Origin of the sequence: Trebonia sp. (assembly GCF_030042015.1) — a bacterium.
Taxonomy (GTDB): domain Bacteria; phylum Actinomycetota; class Actinomycetes; order Streptosporangiales; family Streptosporangiaceae; genus Trebonia.
Genome location: NZ_JASIAL010000351.1, coordinates 1 through 16,834 on the forward strand (window position 1 = coordinate 1; position 16,834 = coordinate 16,834).

The 16,834-nt window shown below is 70.8% G+C and carries 15 protein-coding genes and 2 pseudogenes; 10 read left to right on the forward strand and 7 right to left on the reverse strand.

What is annotated here, in order from left to right; genetic code table 11:
- From Q1N79_RS19040 to ffh, 3 genes and pseudogenes are all read left to right on the forward strand, one after another.
- Nucleotides 1–1,331, forward strand: a 1,331-nt coding sequence (locus Q1N79_RS19040) for an ACT domain-containing protein (RefSeq protein WP_300610774.1), incomplete at its 5' end; no start/stop codon positions are given.
- Nucleotides 1,332–1,489: 158 nt separating this feature from the next.
- On the forward strand, nt 1,490–1,990 hold the full coding sequence (locus Q1N79_RS19045) for a hypothetical protein (protein WP_300610776.1): 501 nt from the start codon (nt 1,490–1,492) through the stop codon (nt 1,988–1,990).
- A 163-nt stretch (nt 1,991–2,153) separates the two neighbouring features.
- Nucleotides 2,154–3,557, forward strand: a pseudogene (ffh, locus tag Q1N79_RS19050) (signal recognition particle protein); the annotation flags it as partial.
- Between the two features lie 333 nt (nt 3,558–3,890).
- Here ffh and Q1N79_RS19055 read toward each other — a convergent pair.
- The 7 genes and pseudogenes from Q1N79_RS19055 to Q1N79_RS19085 form a co-directional block, all read right to left on the reverse strand.
- Nucleotides 3,891–5,459, reverse strand: a pseudogene (locus tag Q1N79_RS19055) (ATP-dependent DNA ligase); the annotation flags it as partial.
- A gap of 82 nt (nt 5,460–5,541) precedes the next feature.
- Nucleotides 5,542–6,012: a universal stress protein gene (locus Q1N79_RS19060; RefSeq protein WP_300610778.1), complete on the reverse strand. Its 471-nt coding sequence runs from the start codon at nt 6,010–6,012 to the stop codon at nt 5,542–5,544.
- A 160-nt stretch (nt 6,013–6,172) separates the two neighbouring features.
- Nucleotides 6,173–7,270 (reverse strand): branched-chain amino acid ABC transporter permease, encoded by a 1,098-nt coding sequence (locus Q1N79_RS19065; RefSeq protein WP_300610780.1) that lies wholly within the window; start codon nt 7,268–7,270, stop codon nt 6,173–6,175.
- Nucleotides 7,267–8,142: a branched-chain amino acid ABC transporter permease gene (locus Q1N79_RS19070; protein WP_300610782.1), complete on the reverse strand. Its 876-nt coding sequence runs from the start codon at nt 8,140–8,142 to the stop codon at nt 7,267–7,269. The genes Q1N79_RS19065 and Q1N79_RS19070 overlap by 4 nt, the downstream gene beginning before the upstream one ends.
- Nucleotides 8,142–8,921 carry an ABC transporter ATP-binding protein gene (locus Q1N79_RS19075; protein WP_300610784.1) on the reverse strand — a complete coding sequence of 260 codons (780 nt, stop codon included), beginning with the start codon at nt 8,919–8,921 and terminating at the stop codon, nt 8,142–8,144. The genes Q1N79_RS19070 and Q1N79_RS19075 overlap by 1 nt, the downstream gene beginning before the upstream one ends.
- Entirely contained in the window at nt 8,918–9,691 is a 774-nt protein-coding gene (locus tag Q1N79_RS19080; protein WP_300610785.1) for an ABC transporter ATP-binding protein, read from the reverse strand. The genes Q1N79_RS19075 and Q1N79_RS19080 overlap by 4 nt, the downstream gene beginning before the upstream one ends.
- 30 nt (nt 9,692–9,721) lie before the next feature.
- Nucleotides 9,722–11,101: an ABC transporter substrate-binding protein gene (locus tag Q1N79_RS19085; protein WP_300610786.1), complete on the reverse strand. Its 1,380-nt coding sequence runs from the start codon at nt 11,099–11,101 to the stop codon at nt 9,722–9,724.
- Nucleotides 11,102–11,851: 750 nt separating this feature from the next.
- Here Q1N79_RS19085 and rpsP point away from each other — a divergent pair.
- The 7 genes from rpsP to lepB (Q1N79_RS19120) all read left to right on the forward strand — a co-directional run.
- Entirely contained in the window at nt 11,852–12,367 is a 516-nt protein-coding gene (gene rpsP / locus Q1N79_RS19090; RefSeq protein WP_300610787.1) for a 30S ribosomal protein S16, read from the forward strand.
- A gap of 1 nt (nt 12,368) precedes the next feature.
- The gene (locus tag Q1N79_RS19095; protein ID WP_300610788.1) at nt 12,369–12,611 is read left to right on the forward strand and encodes an RNA-binding protein; all 243 of its coding nucleotides are present in this window, start codon (nt 12,369–12,371) and stop codon (nt 12,609–12,611) included.
- A gap of 6 nt (nt 12,612–12,617) precedes the next feature.
- Nucleotides 12,618–13,190, forward strand: coding sequence for a ribosome maturation factor RimM (gene rimM, locus Q1N79_RS19100; protein ID WP_300610789.1), 573 nt, complete (start codon nt 12,618–12,620; stop codon nt 13,188–13,190).
- 8 nt (nt 13,191–13,198) lie between these two features.
- A complete protein-coding gene (trmD, locus tag Q1N79_RS19105) occupies nt 13,199–14,083 on the forward strand; it encodes a tRNA (guanosine(37)-N1)-methyltransferase TrmD (protein ID WP_300610791.1) in 885 nt (294 codons plus the stop codon).
- A 116-nt stretch (nt 14,084–14,199) separates the two neighbouring features.
- On the forward strand, nt 14,200–14,559 hold the full coding sequence (gene rplS / locus Q1N79_RS19110) for a 50S ribosomal protein L19 (protein ID WP_300610793.1): 360 nt from the start codon (nt 14,200–14,202) through the stop codon (nt 14,557–14,559).
- A 22-nt stretch (nt 14,560–14,581) separates the two neighbouring features.
- Nucleotides 14,582–15,532 carry a signal peptidase I gene (gene lepB / locus Q1N79_RS19115; protein ID WP_300610794.1) on the forward strand — a complete coding sequence of 317 codons (951 nt, stop codon included), beginning with the start codon at nt 14,582–14,584 and terminating at the stop codon, nt 15,530–15,532.
- 167 nt (nt 15,533–15,699) lie between these two features.
- On the forward strand, nt 15,700–16,834 hold a 1,135-nt coding region (gene lepB / locus Q1N79_RS19120; protein WP_367185103.1), incomplete at its 3' end, for a signal peptidase I.

The following is a 16,834-nucleotide window of genomic DNA, read 5'->3' on the forward strand; positions in this document are numbered from 1 at the left end:
AGGCGGGCCTGCCGCTTGCCCCGCGGGCGCTGGCGCGGCTCGCCGAATGCCCTCCGCTGCCGGTCCCGTGGCCGGACGACGCGCGGGACGCGCTGGTGACCCTGCTCGGCGCCGGGCCGAACGCGATCGGCGTCTGGGAGGCGCTGGACCAGGAAGGCCTGCTCACCGCGCTGATCCCGGACTGGGAGCGGGTGCGCAACCGGCCGCAGCGCAACCCGCTGCACCGTTTCACCGTGGACAGGCACCTGGTGGAGTGCGCGGTGAACGCCGCCGCGCTCACCCGCGACGTGGCCCGTCCCGACTTGCTGCTGCTTGCCGCGCTGCTGCATGACATCGGCAAGGGCTGGCCCGGCGACCACAGCGTCTCCGGCGAGGTGGTGGCCCGCGACGTCGCCCGCCGCATGGGGCTGACCGAGGCCGACTCCGAGCTTGTCGCCGCGGCCGTCAGGTACCACCTGCTGCTTCCCGTGGTGGCGACCCGCCGCGACCTCGACGACCCGGTGACCGTGCAGCACGTCGCCACCACCTTGGGCAGCAGGCTGCTGCTTGAGCTGCTGCACGCGCTCTCGCAGGCGGACGGGCTGGCGACCGGGCCCGCGGCGTGGAACGACTGGAAGGCGGCGCTGGTCGCCGACCTGGTGCGGCGCGTGTCGGCGGTGCTCGACGGCGAGCCCACCCCGGAGCCGGCCCCGCTGCGCGCGGACCAGCTCGCGCTGGTCGCCGGCGGGGGGCCGGCCGCGATCGTGGCGGGCAACGAGGTCACCGTGGTCGCGCTCGACCGGCCAGGACTGCTGTGGCGCGCCGCCGGCGTGCTGGCCTCGCACCGGCTCGCGGTGCGGGGCGCGAACGCGCGGTCGGTCGGCGACACGGCGGTCACCGTCTTCAGCGTCGCGCCCGAGTACGGCGACCCGCCGGACGCCACGCTGGTCGCGGCGGACCTGCGCCGCATGCTCGAGGGCCGCCTGGACGTCGAGGACCGCCTGGAGCGGCGCGCGCGCGCCGCGCGCCCGGCCAGCGCCGCCGCGCCGCCACCCAAGGTCACGCTGGTCGACGGCGCCTCGCGCAGCGCGACCGTGGTCGAAGTACGCGCCCATGACGAGCCTGGGCTGCTGTGGCGGATCGGCCGGGCGCTCGGTGAGTGCGGGCTCAACGTGCAGGCGGCGCGGGTGGAGACGCTGGGCGCTGAGGCCGTCGACGTGTTTTACGTCACCGATTCCGCTGGCGGCCTGCTCACCGACCCTGACCTGCGGCGCGGCACCGTTGCCGCGGTGCTCGCCGCGCTCACCGCTTCGTTATCCCCACAGGACGCGGCCCGCCCCAGCGATCCCTGAGCGGGGGGGCGGACGGTCTCGGCGGAATTTCCCGGGAGGCTTCTCCTCGCGAAATGTCGCCGATCGCGGTCATGGCCCCGGCGTAATAGGAGAGACTCTAACGTTTTTCTCAGAAAGTCACGAGGCGAAAATCGTAGCGTTCGCGCATGATTGCCGACTTGCTGAAGAATGAACACACCAAGCACGCATTGCGCCTGACAGGGGTGCGGAAGGCGCCATTTGCCGCGCCCGCGCGGACCTCGCACTACCGGTGCCCGCTGGTCGAGTCGGGCAACGGGCACGTGGTGCTCCGGCGGTATGGCGGCCCGCAGATCCCCGCGCCGGAGTGGGAGAGCCTCGAATACACCACGTATAAGAGCGATCCCTTTACCTACTTCGCCCCCATCACCTCGCCGACTGGCAAGATCGAGATGGTCGGCGCCAGGGAGGCCGGCGGCGAAGAGCTCGAGTGCGTGCCCACACCGAACGCGGACAAGTGCCCGACGATCACGAGTTGGCCGGATTCGATGGGCGCCCGCTACGGCCGCGTCCAGTTGCTTCGCATGAAGCCCAACACGCTGCGTGAATGCCGCTGGGGCACGCACCAGGACAACAACAACCTGGTGAACCCCGCCACGAAAGCGGCTGCCACGCGGGAACCCATACCCGCTACGCCCTGATCGCCAGCGTGGAGTCCAGCCCAGCGTTCGATGAGTGGATCGCCTCGCAGTTGCCCTAGCCGTCGCCGCCCGAACGCGTTGTGGCGGAGTCGGAACAGCCGGATGCGTCCGTTCGGGATAAGTACGAACGACCTCAGCCCGAACGGACCGGTAGCCTGGAAGCGTGTTTGAGACGCTCTCTGACCGGCTGACCCAGGTCTTCTCGCAACTGCGCGGCAAGGGGCGGCTGTCCGCCGCCGACATCGACGCGACCGCGCGCGAGATACGCATCGCCCTGCTGGAAGCCGATGTCGCGCTGCCCGTGGTCAGGCAGTTCATCGCGCGGGTGAAGGAACGCGCCAGCGGCGCGGAGGTGTCCGCCGCGCTCAACCCCGCGCAGCAGGTCATCAAGATCGTCCACGAGGAGCTGATCGAGATCCTCGGCGGCGAGGCGCGGCGGCTGCGGTTCGCCAAGGTCTCCCCGACCGTGATCATCCTCACCGGCCTGCAGGGTTCCGGCAAGACGATGCTGGCGGCCAAGCTCGCGCTGTGGCTGAAGGAGCAGGGCAACACGCCGCTGCTCGTCGCCGCCGACCTGCAGCGGCCGAACGCGGTGCAGCAGCTTCAGGTGCTCGGATCCCGCGCGGGCGTGCCGGTATACGCGCCGTCGCCGGGAAACGGCGCCGGCGACCCGGTAGCGGTCGCGCGGCAGTCCCTGGACGAGGCCAGGCGCACCCAGCACAACATGGTGATCATCGACACCGCCGGGCGGCTGGGCATTGACGCGCAGCTGATGGCGCAGGCGCGCGCGATCAGGGATGCCGTCGAACCCGACGAGGTGCTGTTCGTCGTCGACGCGATGATCGGCCAGGACGCGGTGGCCACCGCGCAGGCGTTCCTGGACGGCGTCGGCTACGACGGGGTGGTGCTCACCAAGCTGGACGGCGACGCCCGCGGTGGCGCGGCGCTGTCGATCACCGCGCTGACCGGCAAGCCGATCATGTTCGCCTCCACCGGCGAGAAGCTGTCCGACTTCGACATGTTCCACCCGGACCGGATGGCCTCCCGCATCCTGGACATGGGCGACGTGCTCAGCCTGATCGAGCAGGCCGAGAAGGCGTTCGACGCCGACCAGGCGGCGTCGATGGCGTCCCGGCTGATGTCCGGCGACGGGTTCACGCTCGAGGACTTCATCGAGCAGCTCGCCATGCTCCGCAAGCTCGGGCCGATCCAGAACCTGCTCGGCATGATGCCAGGCGCCGGCCGGAACAAGGAGCTGCTGTCCCAGGTCAACGACAAGGACCTGGACCGGGCCGAGGCCATCGTGCGCTCGATGACCCCAGAAGAGCGGCGCAACCCGAAGATCATCAACGGCTCGCGGCGGCTGCGGATCGCGAACGGGTCGGGTGTCGCGGTCGGCGAGGTATCCCAGCTCATCACGAACTTCTTCGAAGGCCAGAAGCAGATGCGCGCGATGATGGGCGCCGTGCCAGGCATGAGCGCGCTGACGGGCGGCGGGCGCAGGTCCGCCAGGGCCACGGCGAAGGCGAAAAAGGGCAGGCGCAAGAGCGGCGACCCCCGCAAGGCGCTGGCCGGCCAGGCCGGGAGCGCCGCCGCCGCTGCTGCCGCCGCCCGGACTGGAGGTGCCCCGGGCGGCCGCGGTGCGAACAGCGCGGGTTCGCCCGCCGCAGGTGCCCCGGCTGCCGCCGCGGGCACGCCGGCCTCGATGGACGAGCTCGCCGAAATGCTGCGCGACGCCCAGGCCTCCGGCGGTGCGGGCGGCCTGGGCGGCAATGGCTTCACGGGCTTTCGCGGCGGCCCGTCCGCGCTGCCCCCGATGCCTGGCGCGCCGCAGCAGGGAAACGTCCCGGCCGCCTTCGGCAAGCGCCGCAAGAAGAAGTAACTCCCCGCTGGCCAGCGCGCGGACCATCTCGATCGTGTCCGCCTCGGCGGCGGGCTTGTCCTCCCGATAGCGCAGCACCCGCGCGAAGCGGAGCGCGACCCCACCGGGGTAGCGCGGGCTGCGCTGCACGCCGTCGAACGCTATCTCCACGACGAGTTCGGGCCGGACGTACACGGTCCAGTCGTCGCGGTGGTCTTCCAGTTCGAGCAGCCGCGATGTCTGCCAGGTGAGCAGCTCATCGGTCAGGCCCTTGAACGTCTTGCCGAGCATCACCCATCCCCCGGTTCGCGGGTCGCGGGCGCCGAGGTGCAGGTTCGACAGCCATCCGCGCCGGCGGCCATGGCCCCACTCGACGGCGAGAACCACGAGGTCGAGCGTGTGCCTGGGCTTGACCTTGATCCATCCGGCGCCGCGCCGGCCCGCCGCGTAGGGCGCGGACAGCGACTTGACCACGACGCCCTCGTGCCCGTGCGCGAGCGCGTCGCGGAAGAACGCCGTGGCCTCGCCGGCGGAATCCGTCACGAGGCGCGGCATCAGCAGTTCGGGCGGGACGACGCCAGCGAGCGCGGCGTGCCGCCGCTCGTCCGGGAGGTCGATCAGGTCGTCGCCGTTCAGGTGCAGCACGTCGAACAGGAACACCGACAGCGGTACCGAATCGGGCGGCGCGGCCTCGCTCGCCGCCCGCGCCGCGGTGTCCTGGAACGGCAGCGGCCTGCCGTCGGCGCGCAGCGCGATCAGCTCCCCGTCGAACACGGCGCTGCGCACCGGCAGCTTGCCCAGCGTCGCCGCCACCTCGGGGAGCCGGGCGGTGATGTCGTCGAGCGTCCGGGTGAACAGCCGCACCTCGCCGTCGGCGACGTGCGCCTGGATCCGGATGCCGTCGAGCTTCCACTCCACTGCCGCCCGCGCCGCCGCGGCGTCCCCCTTGCCGTCCCCGTCTTCGCCCGCCCCGGCGGCGATCTTGGCGAGGGCATCGGCGATGGACGGCGCGCTCGCGGCGAGCATCGGCTTGAGCGGCTGCCCGACCAGCAGGCCGAACCCGGCTAGCGCCTGGCTCCCGCCGGTCAGCGCGGCCCCGGCGACCGCGGGCAGCGATCCGCGCAGCATCACCGCGCGCCGCACCTGAGCGACCGGGACCGCGGCCGCGCGCGCCACCGCCTCGGTCATCACCCCGTCGAGCGCGCCCTGCCGGAGTTCACCGGAGAGCAGCCGGACAAGAAAGTACTGCTCGGATTCGGTCGCGGCGCGCAGCAGTCCGCCCGTCAGTTCCCTGCGGGCGGCGGCCGAGCCCGGGCCGGACAGCGCCCCGATCCGGGTGAACGCCTCGTCGACGTCGGTCAGCGTCAGCGACGGCTCAGCGGCCGGCGGCGGTGCGTCGCGCAGGGCGGCCCAGCCGACGCCGATCTGCCGCTGCGGCAGCTCTCCCGACAGGTAGGCCACGGCCAGCGGCGCCTCGCGCGGCGCCGCGGATCGCAACGCGGTCGCGAGCGCCTCGATCTTGGCCAGCCGGGCACGGGTGGCGGCGACGGCGCGGGAGACTTCGGCCAGTTCTGCCAGCAGCACCCTTTCATTGTCCCGCCCACGCACACATCGCGGCGCCCGCCGTGACCCGATGCGCGCCGTCCCCGGCGTCCACCCTTGTCACCGGGCGTCCGGGGCGGTCGCTTCCCTACCGCGCGGCGGGCCGGCCGGGCGTCCCTGTTCCGTCGCGGGCATCCCGCAGGACCAGGACGGGGCAGTGCGCGTGCAGCACGCAGTACAGGCTGACCGAGCCCACAAGCGCGGACGCGAACCCGCCGTGCCCGCGGCTGCCCACGACCAGCAGGTCCGCTCCCGCGGCCGCGTGCAGCAGCACGTCGGCGGCGTGTCCCTCGCTGACAAGCGGCCGGACGGCGACGTCAGGGTCAAGGCCGCTTACCTCGGCGAGCGCCTCGGCGAGGGTCTTCTTCGCGTCGCCCTCGAAGTCGATCGCGCCGTCGGACACAGCCGCCCAGCCGTACCCGGATGGGTACCGCCAGGCGGTCACCGCGTCCACGCTGGCGCCAGTCAGCTTCGCCTGGCGAATCGCCCAGCGCAGCGCCGCCTTGGACGAGTCCGACCCGTCGACGCCCACCACGATCCGCTGCTCCTGCCCGGTCATCGCTCAGCTCCTTCCTGCCCCTTCTTCCACGGTGCCAGGGCCCGCTGGCGGCCAGCAGAGGCTTATCGCCCGCCATGCCGGGACGATCAGCCTCCGTCCGGCGGCAGGGCGCGGGAACGATGAAGCCCCCTCGGGCCTGCTGAAAGCGCCCCCTGCCCGGCTAGCTGCCGATGCCCGCCTTGGCCCGGCCGCCGGCGGACCTGGAGCGGATGCGCCAGCGTCGTGCTTCGCCGGGCGCCCACAGGTAGTAGCCCACGGGGAACAGCCGGATGCTGAACTTCTCGTCGAGCAGGCCCCACAGGCCGCGCCGCGCGAACAGCGTGATCGCGATCGCCACCAGGCCCAAGATGATCAGGTACCAGGCGTTGTAGGACTGCAGCGTCTGCTCAAGCACCATGTAGACGATCGTCCCGACGATCGGGCCCTCGATGGTGCCGAGGCCGCCGATGATCACCGCGAACGCCATCTCGGCCGTCCAGACCACGCTGAAGACGCCACCCGAGGTGTCGGGCACCACCTGGAGCTGCTGGATGGCCAGTACCCCGCCGGCCGCGCCGCAGCCGATCGCGGCCACGACGAAGACCAGCATCCGCGCCAGCCCCACCCGCGCGCCGGAGCTGCGCGCGGCCGTCTCGTCGTCGCGGATCGCGGTGAGCACCAGGCCGAGCCTGCTGCGGAGCAGGACATACACAGCGCCGATGGCCAGCACCGTGACCGCGAGCCCGGCCCAGTACGTGGCGGCGGAAAGCAGCGCGGTGTTGGACCAGGCCAGCCCGGGCAGCGGCATGCCGGTTCCGCCGCCGATCGACTGGAACCGCTCGACGAACAGCATGACGGCGGTCGCGAGCACCCAGGTGGCGATCGCGAAGTACCCGGTCCGCAGCCGCGACACCAGCCACCACAGCGGAACCGCCACGACCCCGGCGCAGACGGCCCCGATGGGCAGCGCCGCGAACGGCGACAGCCCGTGCATCGCCGGGATGAGCACGAAGTACGCGCCGAGCCCCAGGAACGCCTGCTGCCCGACCGAGACAAGCCCCGCGTAGCCGGCCAGCAGATTCCACATGCTGGCCAGGGTCAGCACGATGAACGCCTCTCCCAGGATCGCGGTGGTGCCCGCGTAGACGATGTACGGCAAGAGCGCGAAGACCACGATGACGATCAGCGCGCCGATGCCGGTCCAGGCCACGTTCCTGCGCGAGCGGGTGACCCGGACGTCTCCTCCCGAACGGACGGTGGCGTCTGCCACAGTGCTCACGACTGCGACCTCCCCGCGATAAGCCCCTGCGGCCTCACGATCAGCACGATGAGGAAGATGAGATAGCCGCCGAGCAGCTCGTCGGAGATGTTGATCTGCGCGGCGATCTGCTGGGCGATGCCGAGTATGATGCCGCCGGCCAGCGTGCCCCACAGCGAGCCGAGCCCGCCGATCACCACGGCGGCGAACGCGAACAGCAGGATCGTATCGGTGCCCGTCGTGGGGTCGATCACGGTTGTCATGCCGTACGACAGGCCCGCCAGCGCCACCGTGCCGAACGCGATCGCCGCCGCGATGCCGAACACGTGCCGGTAGTCCGCGCCCGATAGCTGCGCTGCTTCCCTGTCGTCGGCGACCGCGCGGATCAGCCGGCCGTACTTGGTCGATGACAGGTAGTACTGCAGCCCGAGCAGCACCACGACGGCCAGCACGAAGATGACCACGTAGAGCCAGGCGATCGTGATCTGCGAGCCAATCGAGAACGAGGCGGTGACGATGCCCTGGTTGACTCCGACGCCACGTTCGTCGGCGGTGAAGAACTGCAGCAGGCCATTCTCGATGACCATCGACAGCCCGAACGTGACGATAAGCGTGGTGAGCACGCCGCGGTCAAGCGCCGCCTGGATAAGCGTGCGCTGCAGCACATAGCCGAGCCCGGCCATCACGAGCACGACGATCGGGACCGACCACAGGAACGGCATGTGCGTCGCCGCGATGACCCCGATGCCGACGTAGCCGGCGACCGTCGCCAGGTCGCCGTGCGCGAGGTTCACCACCTTCATGACGCCGAACATCAGCGACAGCCCGCACGCGAACAGCGCGTACAGGCCGCCGGTCAAGATGCCCTGGATGACGGCGTTGACCCAGGCCATCAGGCTTCGCTCCCATCGCCGGGCTGGCCGGCTACCGCACCGGCCGTGCCGAAATACGCCGCTTCCACCTGCGCGGCGGTGACGTCGGACGGCTTGCCTTCCAGCGTGGTGTGGCCCTCGAGCAGGCACTGCAGGTTGGTCGCCACCCGCATCGCCTGGCTCACGTCCTGCTCGACAAGCAGGACGGTCACGCCGGATTGCAGGATCTGCGGCAGCATGCCGTAGATGCGCTGGACAATGACCGGCGCCAGGCCGAGGGAGAGCTCGTCGAGCAGCAGCATCCGCGGGTTCGCGACCAGGGCCCGGCCGATGGCGACCGACTGCTGCTCGCCGCCGGACAGCTGCACGGCTCGCTGGCCGCGCCGCTCGGTCATCCAGGGGAACAGGTCGTAGACCTTGTCGATGGTCCACGGGCCGCTGCGCGCGTAGGTCGCGCCAACCTTCAGGTTCTCCTCCACCGTCAGCGAAGGGAACAGGCGGCGGTTCTCGGGGACCATGACGATCCCGGCGGTGGCGCGCCTTTCTGGCCGCAGCCCGGTCACGTCCCTGCCGTCGTAGACGATCGACCCCGCGGTCGGGTGGTGCAGCCCCGCGATCGTGCGCAGCAGCGTCGACTTGCCCGCGCCGTTGGCTCCGATGATCGCGTACACCTCGCCGGGGAATACTCGCAGCGAGATGCCGGACAGCGCCCGCAGCTGGCCGTGGTGGACGACGAGGTCCTGCACGTCAAGCAGCGGGCCGTCGCTGCCTTGCCGTGTGCCGCTGACTGCCTCGCTCATGGGGTGGTGTCTTCCCGGTCCAGCGTTTCCGTCACTGCCGACGTGCTGATGTCGCCCCCCAAGTAGACCTCGCGGACCCGGGGGTTGGCCAGCACGCTGGCCGGGTCGCCGTCCCCGACGAACTGCCCCCCGTACAGGCACAGCATGCGGCTGACCAGGGACGTGAGCGCGCGGACCACGTGCTCGATCCAGATCACCGTGATGCCCTCGGCGTTGATGCCGCGGACGATCTCGACGAGCACGGCCACTTCCGGGTCGGTGAGGCCGCCCGCGACCTCGTCAAGCAGCAGCAGCGTCGGCCGTGTCGCGACGGCACGGGCGACCTCAAGCCGCTTGCGCTGCAGCAGGCCGAGCCGGGCGGCCGGCTGGTTCGCCTCGTCGGCTATGCCGGTGCGCTCAAGGGCGGTCGCGGCCGCCGCGTAGCTGGCCTTGCGCCGCAGCCCGCCGCCCTGCTGCGCGGCGACGAGCACGTTCTCGAAGACGGTCATGTCGGCGAACGGGCGCGGCACCTGGTAGGTCCGCCCGATGCCAAGGCGGCACCGGGCGGATGCGTCCAGCCGGGTGATCGCACGGCCGGCGAACCTGACCTCGCCGGCGCCGGGGGCCAGGTCGCCGGAGATGAGGCCGAACAGGCTGGTCTTCCCGGCGCCGTTCGGCCCCACGATCCCGACCGTGTCCCCTGAGCCGACCGAGAATGACAGGTCTTCCGCGATGATGACGCGGCCGAACCGCTTGGTCACGTGGTCGAGCTCAAGCAATGAGATGGTCATCGTTTCCCTGTTGGCAGGGCCGGCCGGCGCTCACGCGAAGGTCGGGTACAGGTTGCCGGTGATCTTCGCCAGGGGCTGCAGCGTGTTGTCGACGACCACGGCCTCCAGCGGGTACGTGGTGCCCTTCTGCCACTGGATGCCGACGGGCGGGGTGATGACCACGCCCGGGGCGGGGTTACTGGGGCTGGTGAAGTCCATCGGTCCGGCGACCGCGACGGGGATCACCACGTTGTGGATCGCCGCGGCGACTTCATCGTGGTTGTGCGGGTCGTTGACCAATTGCATCGCGGCGTAGGCGATCTCGAAGAGGGTGTAGTTGCTGATGTTGGCGTTCGGCTGGCCCAGGCCGTCCGCGGTGAACAGGGCCGCAAGCTGCTCGCAGGTCTGCCCGGTGAAGGAGGAGGTCCACGGCAGCGACGGCACCCACCAGCTGTCGGTGGCTACGTTGTAGACCTCCGAGCCCATCGCGTAGGCGTCGGTGGGGAACAGCAGCACCTTGGCCACCGTGGCGAGCTTCGGCCGGAAGTCCTGCTGCAGGGACTGCTTCCACATCGTGGCGAAGTCCGGCGGCAGCGGGACGTTGGTGAAGAAGTCGGCCTTGGCGTTCTTGAACTGGGTGATCATCGACGTGTAGTTGGTGAGCCCGTCGGGGTACGCCACCGACATGTCGATCGTGTAGCCGGCGGCCTTGAGGATCGGCGGGAACACCGCGCGGAACGCGTTGCCGTCGGAGTCGTTGGGGAAGGCCGCGGCGACGATGTGGTCGTTGCCGTACTTGGCGCCGATCCTGTTCCACATCGGGATAAAGCACTTGGCCAGGTGCTCGGCGCCGAGGAAGTACATGACCACGTACTTGGGCTTGAGCGTCGGCTTGGCCGGGTTGCCGCCGAGGTTGATGTACCACGACTCCCACGGGATGTTCGCGCACACCAGCGGGGTACCCAGGGTCTCGGCCTCGCTGGACACCGCGTTCACCGTTTCCGGCGTGGACGACGCGAACAGCAGGTCCACGTTGTCGACCTGGATCGCCTGCTTGGCCAGCGTGCCCGCCCTGGTCACGCTCGACTGCGTGTCGTAGGAGAGGATGTTGACCTTGTAGGTCGACCCCCCGATCTTGAACCCGTTCTTGTACTGAGAGGTCGCCGTCACCTGCTCGATGACCCAGTGGTCCGGGTAGCCGAAGCCGGCGAGCGAGCCGGTGAGCGGGTGAATCCAGCCGATCGTGATTTCCTTGGTCGTGGTCTTGGTGCTCGAAGCGCCCTTGATGCTCGAGCTGCAGGCTTCGAGAAGGCTGCCGCCCCCCACGACGGCCGCGCCGACGCCGGCCGCGCGGAACAGGCCGCGCCGGGAGACGCCCCCAGCCGGCGTCCCTGGGGCCGGGCTGGCGGGCTGAGCAGTCTGGTCAGTCATGGTCTTGGATCTCCTTCATGGGTGCGCCAGGTGCTGCGCGTTTATAGGGGCGCGCCAGGTGCGGCGCGTGACCACTCCAGGTGATGTCCGCTTCAATGGACTTGGCCCCGTTCCGCCACCGGCCGCGCAGAGTCGGCCCGCCGCGGCCCCAAAGGAACCGTGACGTGGCGTACGGTGATTGCTCGCAGGCTTGTATCCGTCTGCAGGCGCCTTGAGGCTAACATCACTCCAATCCCTAAAGTGCTTCTACGTCCCTGTTGCCTAGGTTCGCGCAGGTAAGCCCGGGCACAGGAGCGCTACGGGTGGGGATAAGCGCCGTACTCTGTCCCGGATCGGACAGGACTGCGCGTGACGTTCAGGCGTCACCGCCATGCGGTCAGTCGGCTGCGCCAGTTGCGGCGCGTTCTCCAGGCCAGGCCGCGCCTGCAGTCTGTCCGCTCTGCGAACGGATGTGCGTTTGATTGTTAACAATTGTAGGCAAACGCTACGAGCGAGCGCAGGCGAAGTCAACGCACGTTATGTAACTGTTTCATCTGACGAGACTGAGCCGGGCGCTGACGCCGGGCGCCACCGGAGGTTCCATGATTACCCGTTGGGCGCTTGTCTCTGGCACAATGGGCGGCGAAACCTGGCCGCGCGGCGCCCTCTCCTCGTCCGCCCGGCCTGGCCCCATCCGCTCGGACCCGTCGGCCGTTCCCCGCTGGCAGGTGTCCGACGCACGTACCTACTTGCTGGGAGAAGACCACAGTCGTGGCTGTCAAGATCAAGCTAAAGCGCCTGGGAAAGATCCGGGAACCGTACTACCGGATCGTCGTCGCCGACGCGCGCACCAAGCGGGATGGGCGCGCCATCGAGGAGATCGGCAAGTATCACCCCAAGGCGGACCCGTCGGTCATCGAGGTTGACTCGGCGCGCGTCCAGCACTGGCTCGGGGTTGGCGCGCAGCCGACCGACCCGGTGCGCCACCTGCTCACCATCACCGGCGACTGGCAGAAGTTCAAGGGCCTGCCAGGCGCCGAGGGCACACTGAAGACCGCCGAGCCCAAGGCGGCCAAGAAGGAACGCTACGACACGCTCGTGAAGGAAAGCCTGGCGGCGAAGGAGACCAAGACGGCCGCCAAGCCAGCCAGGACGGCCGCGTCGAAGCCGGCTGGTCCGCGCCGGCAGGAATCTCCTGCTGGTTCGCGCCGGCAGGAAAATGAGGACGCGCCCGCTGAGGCCAAGGCCGCCGAGGGCGAGGCTGCCGACGGCGGCACCGGAGCCTGAGGTGCTTGAGGAGGCCCTCGAGCACCTGGTCAGGGGAATCGTCTCGCACCCCGACGACGTCCATGTCGCCAGCCGCATGATGCGCCGTGGCAACGTCCTTGAGGTTCGCGTACACCCGGACGACCTCGGGAAGGTCATCGGCAGGGGCGGGCGCACCGCCCGGGCGCTGCGGACCGTGATCGGGTCCCTGGCGGGGAACCGGCACGTCCGGATCGACCTGCTGGAGACCGGCGAGGTCCGCTGACGGTCCATGCAGGTCACCGTCGGCAGGGTCGGCCGCCCGCACGGGATCCGGGGTGACGTCGTGGTGGGTGTCCGGACCGATGACCCCGACCTGCGGTTCGCCGTGGGCTCGCGGCTGGACACCGACCGCGCCGACGTCAGTTCGCTGACCGTGGCGGCCATGCGCTGGCAGTCGGGCGCGCTCATCGTCAGGTTCGCCGGCGTCAGGGACCGCGACGCGGCGGCCCTGCTGCGCGGCACCTGGCTGAGTGTCGATTCCGGCACGCTCGCCGAGCTGGATGATCCGGACGAGTTCCGCGACCACGACCTCGTCGGGCTTTCCGTCCGCACCGCGGACGGCCGAGTGGTCGGTGTCGTCGCGGACGTGCTCCACCACGGACAGGACCTGCTGGCGATCCAGCCGCTCGCCGGGTCCGATGCCCCTGATGCCCCCGATGCCGCCGGCGCCGCCGTCGGCGGCACACCGGGGGAGATCTTGGTGCCGTTCGTCAAGGCGATCGTCACCGAGGTCGACGTGGTGGCTGGCGTGGTGGTCATCGACCCGCCTCCTGGCCTGCTCAACCCCGAAGAAGCCCGCTAAGGGTTACCGTGCGCGTTGACATCATCACGATCTTCCCGGACTACTTCGGTCCGGGGCGCCCGGGGCGCCCGGGGCAAGCGGGGCAAGCGGGGCAGGCGGACGGCGCATCCGGCGGCGCCGGCCCGCTCGGGGTATCGCTGATCGGCAAGGCAGGGGCGCGCGGAGACATCGATTTCCGCGTCCACGACCTGCGGCGATGGGCGACCGACGTGCACCATACGGTCGACGACACGCCCTTCGGCGGTGGCCCGGGTATGGTCATGAAGCCCGACGTGTGGGGGGCGGCGCTCGACGCCGTGCTCGCCGACGCGGCAGCCGGGCAGCCCGCGGCGGCGCCGAGGCTCGTGGTGCCGACGCCGAGCGGAATGCCGTTCACCCAGGCCATCGCCGCGGACTACGCGGCGCAACGGCACCTGGTGTTCGCCTGCGGCCGGTATGAGGGCATCGACGGGCGGGTCGTTCGCGACGCCAGGACGCGCATGGCCGTCGATGAGATAAGCATCGGCGACTACGTGCTCGCAGGGGGCGAGGCCGCCGTCGTCGTGATCGTGGAGGCGGTCTGCCGCCTGCTGCCCGGCGTGCTCGGCAACGAGCAGTCGGTCGCCGACGACTCCTTCGGCGGTGGCCGCGGTGCGATGCAGGGTCTGCTCGAGGGGCCGGTCTACACGAGGCCGCGGTCCTGGCGCGGACAGGAGGTCCCGCACGTCCTGCTGTCAGGTGACCACGCGGCGATAGCACGGTGGCAGCGCGACGAGGCGCTCCGCCGCACCGCGGCCACCAGGCCCGACCTGATCCGCCGCCTCGCCGCGGCACCGGGCGGGCTGGACGCCCGTGACCGGACGGTGCTCATCGAGGCAGGCTTTCCGGTTGACGGCGAAAATATGGCACACTGAAGTGCGCTGCCCGTTCGGGCGTTGACTCTGCCGGGGTGTTTCCCTGGCGCAAGCAGGCTTACACCCCGGGGGTGCGCTGGTGCGCACATCCGACCAGGACTGAGGAAACATCCACCATGCATACCGCGATCGCCGAGCTCGAGCAGGCCCAGATCCGGGACGACGTCCCGGACTTCCGTCCTGGTGACACCATCAAGGTGCACGTCCGGGTGAAGGAAGGCAACCGCTCCCGCATCCAGGTGTTCCAGGGTGTCGTCATTCGGCGCCAGGGCGGTGGCGTGCGGGAGACGTTCACCGTGCGCAAGGTGAGCTACGGCGTGGGCGTCGAGCGCACCTTCCCTGTGCACAGCCCATCGATCGAGAAGATCGAGCCGGTGACCCGTGGCCGTGTCCGCCGGGCCAAGCTGTATTACCTGCGTGACTTGCGCGGGAAGGCCGCCCGCATCAAGGAGCGCCGGGACAACAGCGCTGGCTGACCGGCCGCCAGGCTGAACGCAGATGGCCTCTGACCCGGGGTGGCCACGCTCAGAAGGCGCGCCTGACCCCCAGTGCGCGGACAAGCAGGAAGATGCGGCCGGGCATGGCGCGGCGGTGGAGGCTGCCCAGTCCGACGACCCCGGGCGGGAGCCGGCGCAGTCGGCGCCCGGGCAGCCCGCCAAGAGACGGGCACGCAAGCGCGGCAAGCGGCAGCGCCCCTTCTGGCGCGAACTGGCCGTCATCGTCGTGGCGGCGCTTGTCCTGACGGTCCTGCTCAAGGCGTTCGTCGTCCAGGTGTTCTCCATTCCCTCCGGGTCGATGGAGAACACCCTGGTGCCCGGTGACCGGGTCCTGGTGAACAAGCTCATCTACCACTTCCGGCCGATCGCGCGCGGCGACATCGTGGTGTTCAGCGGGCAGGGATCCTGGGACCCGCCGGCTCCGCCGCCGTCCAGCGACCCGCTGGTCCGCCTCTGGCACGACGTGACGAACCTGGTCGGGATCTCCGCCCCGGGAACCGACTACATCAAGCGCGTGATCGGCCTGCCCGGCGACCACGTAGCCTGCTGCGACGCGCAGGGCCGGGTGACGGTCAACGGCGTCCCGCTGAACGAGCAGTCCTACATCTATCCGGGGGACGCGCCGTCCCAGGTTCCGTTCAGCATCACCGTGCCGCCCGGCCGGCTGTGGGTGATGGGCGACAACCGGGCGGACTCGGACGACTCCCGTTACCGCATGGACGACCCCGGCGAGGGAACCATCCCGGAAAGCGCCGTCGTCGGCAGGGCGTTCGTGGTCATCTGGCCGCTCTCGCGGCTGGCCGTGCTGCCTATTCCCGCGACGTTCCAGCAGGCGGGGCTGCGGGCGGCGGCCGCGGCCGCCCCGGCGGCGCCCGCGGTCGGCGGCGGTTCCGCGGCCCTCGCGGCTGGCATCGTGTGCTGGCGCCGGCGGCGACGCCGCGGGCCCAGGTAAGGCCACACCGCCGGCGCCCGGAGTTATCCGCGCCTGGACCCGCGCACGCTGGCCGCAGCTGGCCGCGGGCCCGGAATGCGAGCGTTCATCCGCCACACGAGTGGCGATACGCTCGACGTGATGAGCGACGATGGCGGGCCTGGCGTGAGGGAACAGGGGGAGCACGGATGAGCGGTTCTGGCTCGCGGGACGGCTTCGGGTCGCCGCCTTGGGAGCCCGCCGAGCCCGTGCCTGAGCTGGAGGACACTCAGGTGCTCCCTGGGCTGGGCGCGACCGGCCAGCGCGGGCCATCCGGACCTGGCAGACCGGCCGGGCCGGGCGGTCCGGCCGGGCCGGGCGGATCACCCGGCCTAGGCCGACGGCCCGGCACCGAGCCCGCAGCCGGGCAGGCGCGGCCGCCAGCGGGAACGTTCCGCCCGCCGGCCGCCGACGGCACCAGGCTGGGCGACGGCGCCGGTACAAGGCCGGGCGACGGCACAAGGCCGGGCGACGGCACCACGCCGGGCGACGGCGCCGGGCCTGGCGACGGCGCGGGGCAGCAGCGGGGCCGCAAGCCCAGCCACAGGCGCCCCCGGAAGCGGCGCAGCTTCTGGCGCGAGCTCCCGGTCCTCATCGTCGTCGCGCTCGTGCTCGCGCTCGTGATCAAGACGTACGCGATCCAGGCCTTCTACATTCCGTCCGCGTCGATGGAGAACACGCTCGAGATCGGGGACCGCGTCCTGGTCAACAAGCTCGTCTACCACTTCCGTGACATCCACCGCGGCGACATCATCGTGTTCGACGGAGACGGCTCGTGGGACCCCGGGCCGTCGGGCAACCCCAGCCTCCTCAGCAGGTTCTGGAGCGACCTCGAGGGCATCGTCGGCGTCAGCCATGACTCGAACATCTACATCAAGCGTGTCATCGGCCTGCCTGGCGACCATGTGGCCTGCTGCAACGCCAAGGGCCAGGTGACGGTCAACGGCGTCCCGCTCAACGAGACGTCCTATCTGTACCCGGGCAACGTCCCGTCCACCCTCCGGTTCAACATCACCGTGCCGCCGGGCAGGCTCTGGGTGATGGGCGATCACCGCTTCGTGTCCGACGACTCGCGCGGTCACATGGGCGACCCTGGCGGCGGAACGATACCGGAAAGCGCCGTCCTCGGCCGGGCGTTCGTGATCATCTGGCCGCCGAGCCAGTGGGGCTTCCTGAACATCCCTGCGACGTTCGAGCAGCCGCAGCTGAACGCCTCGGCCGCGGCGGCGGGCGGCTCGAGCGCGGCGCTCGCCGCGGCGCTGGACAACGGCACGCCGCTGCGGC

What these genes read in the sequence shown, in the direction of transcription:
- rplS (WP_300610793.1), top strand. Translation starts at nt 14,200, where the DNA reads ATGCATACCGCGATCGCCGAGCTCGAGCAGGCCCAGATCCGGGACGAC.
- rimM (WP_300610789.1), top strand. Translation starts at nt 12,618, where the DNA reads ATGCAGGTCACCGTCGGCAGGGTCGGCCGCCCGCACGGGATCCGGGGT.
- Q1N79_RS19060 (WP_300610778.1), bottom strand. Translation starts at nt 6,012, where the DNA reads ATGACCGGGCAGGAGCAGCGGATCGTGGTGGGCGTCGACGGGTCGGAC.
- Q1N79_RS19075 (WP_300610784.1), bottom strand. Translation starts at nt 8,921, where the DNA reads ATGAGCGAGGCAGTCAGCGGCACACGGCAAGGCAGCGACGGCCCGCTG.
- Q1N79_RS19085 (WP_300610786.1), bottom strand. Translation starts at nt 11,101, where the DNA reads ATGACTGACCAGACTGCTCAGCCCGCCAGCCCGGCCCCAGGGACGCCG.
- Q1N79_RS19080 (WP_300610785.1), bottom strand. Translation starts at nt 9,691, where the DNA reads ATGACCATCTCATTGCTTGAGCTCGACCACGTGACCAAGCGGTTCGGC.
- lepB (WP_300610794.1), top strand. Translation starts at nt 14,582, where the DNA reads ATGGCCTCTGACCCGGGGTGGCCACGCTCAGAAGGCGCGCCTGACCCC.
- Q1N79_RS19070 (WP_300610782.1), bottom strand. Translation starts at nt 8,142, where the DNA reads ATGGCCTGGGTCAACGCCGTCATCCAGGGCATCTTGACCGGCGGCCTG.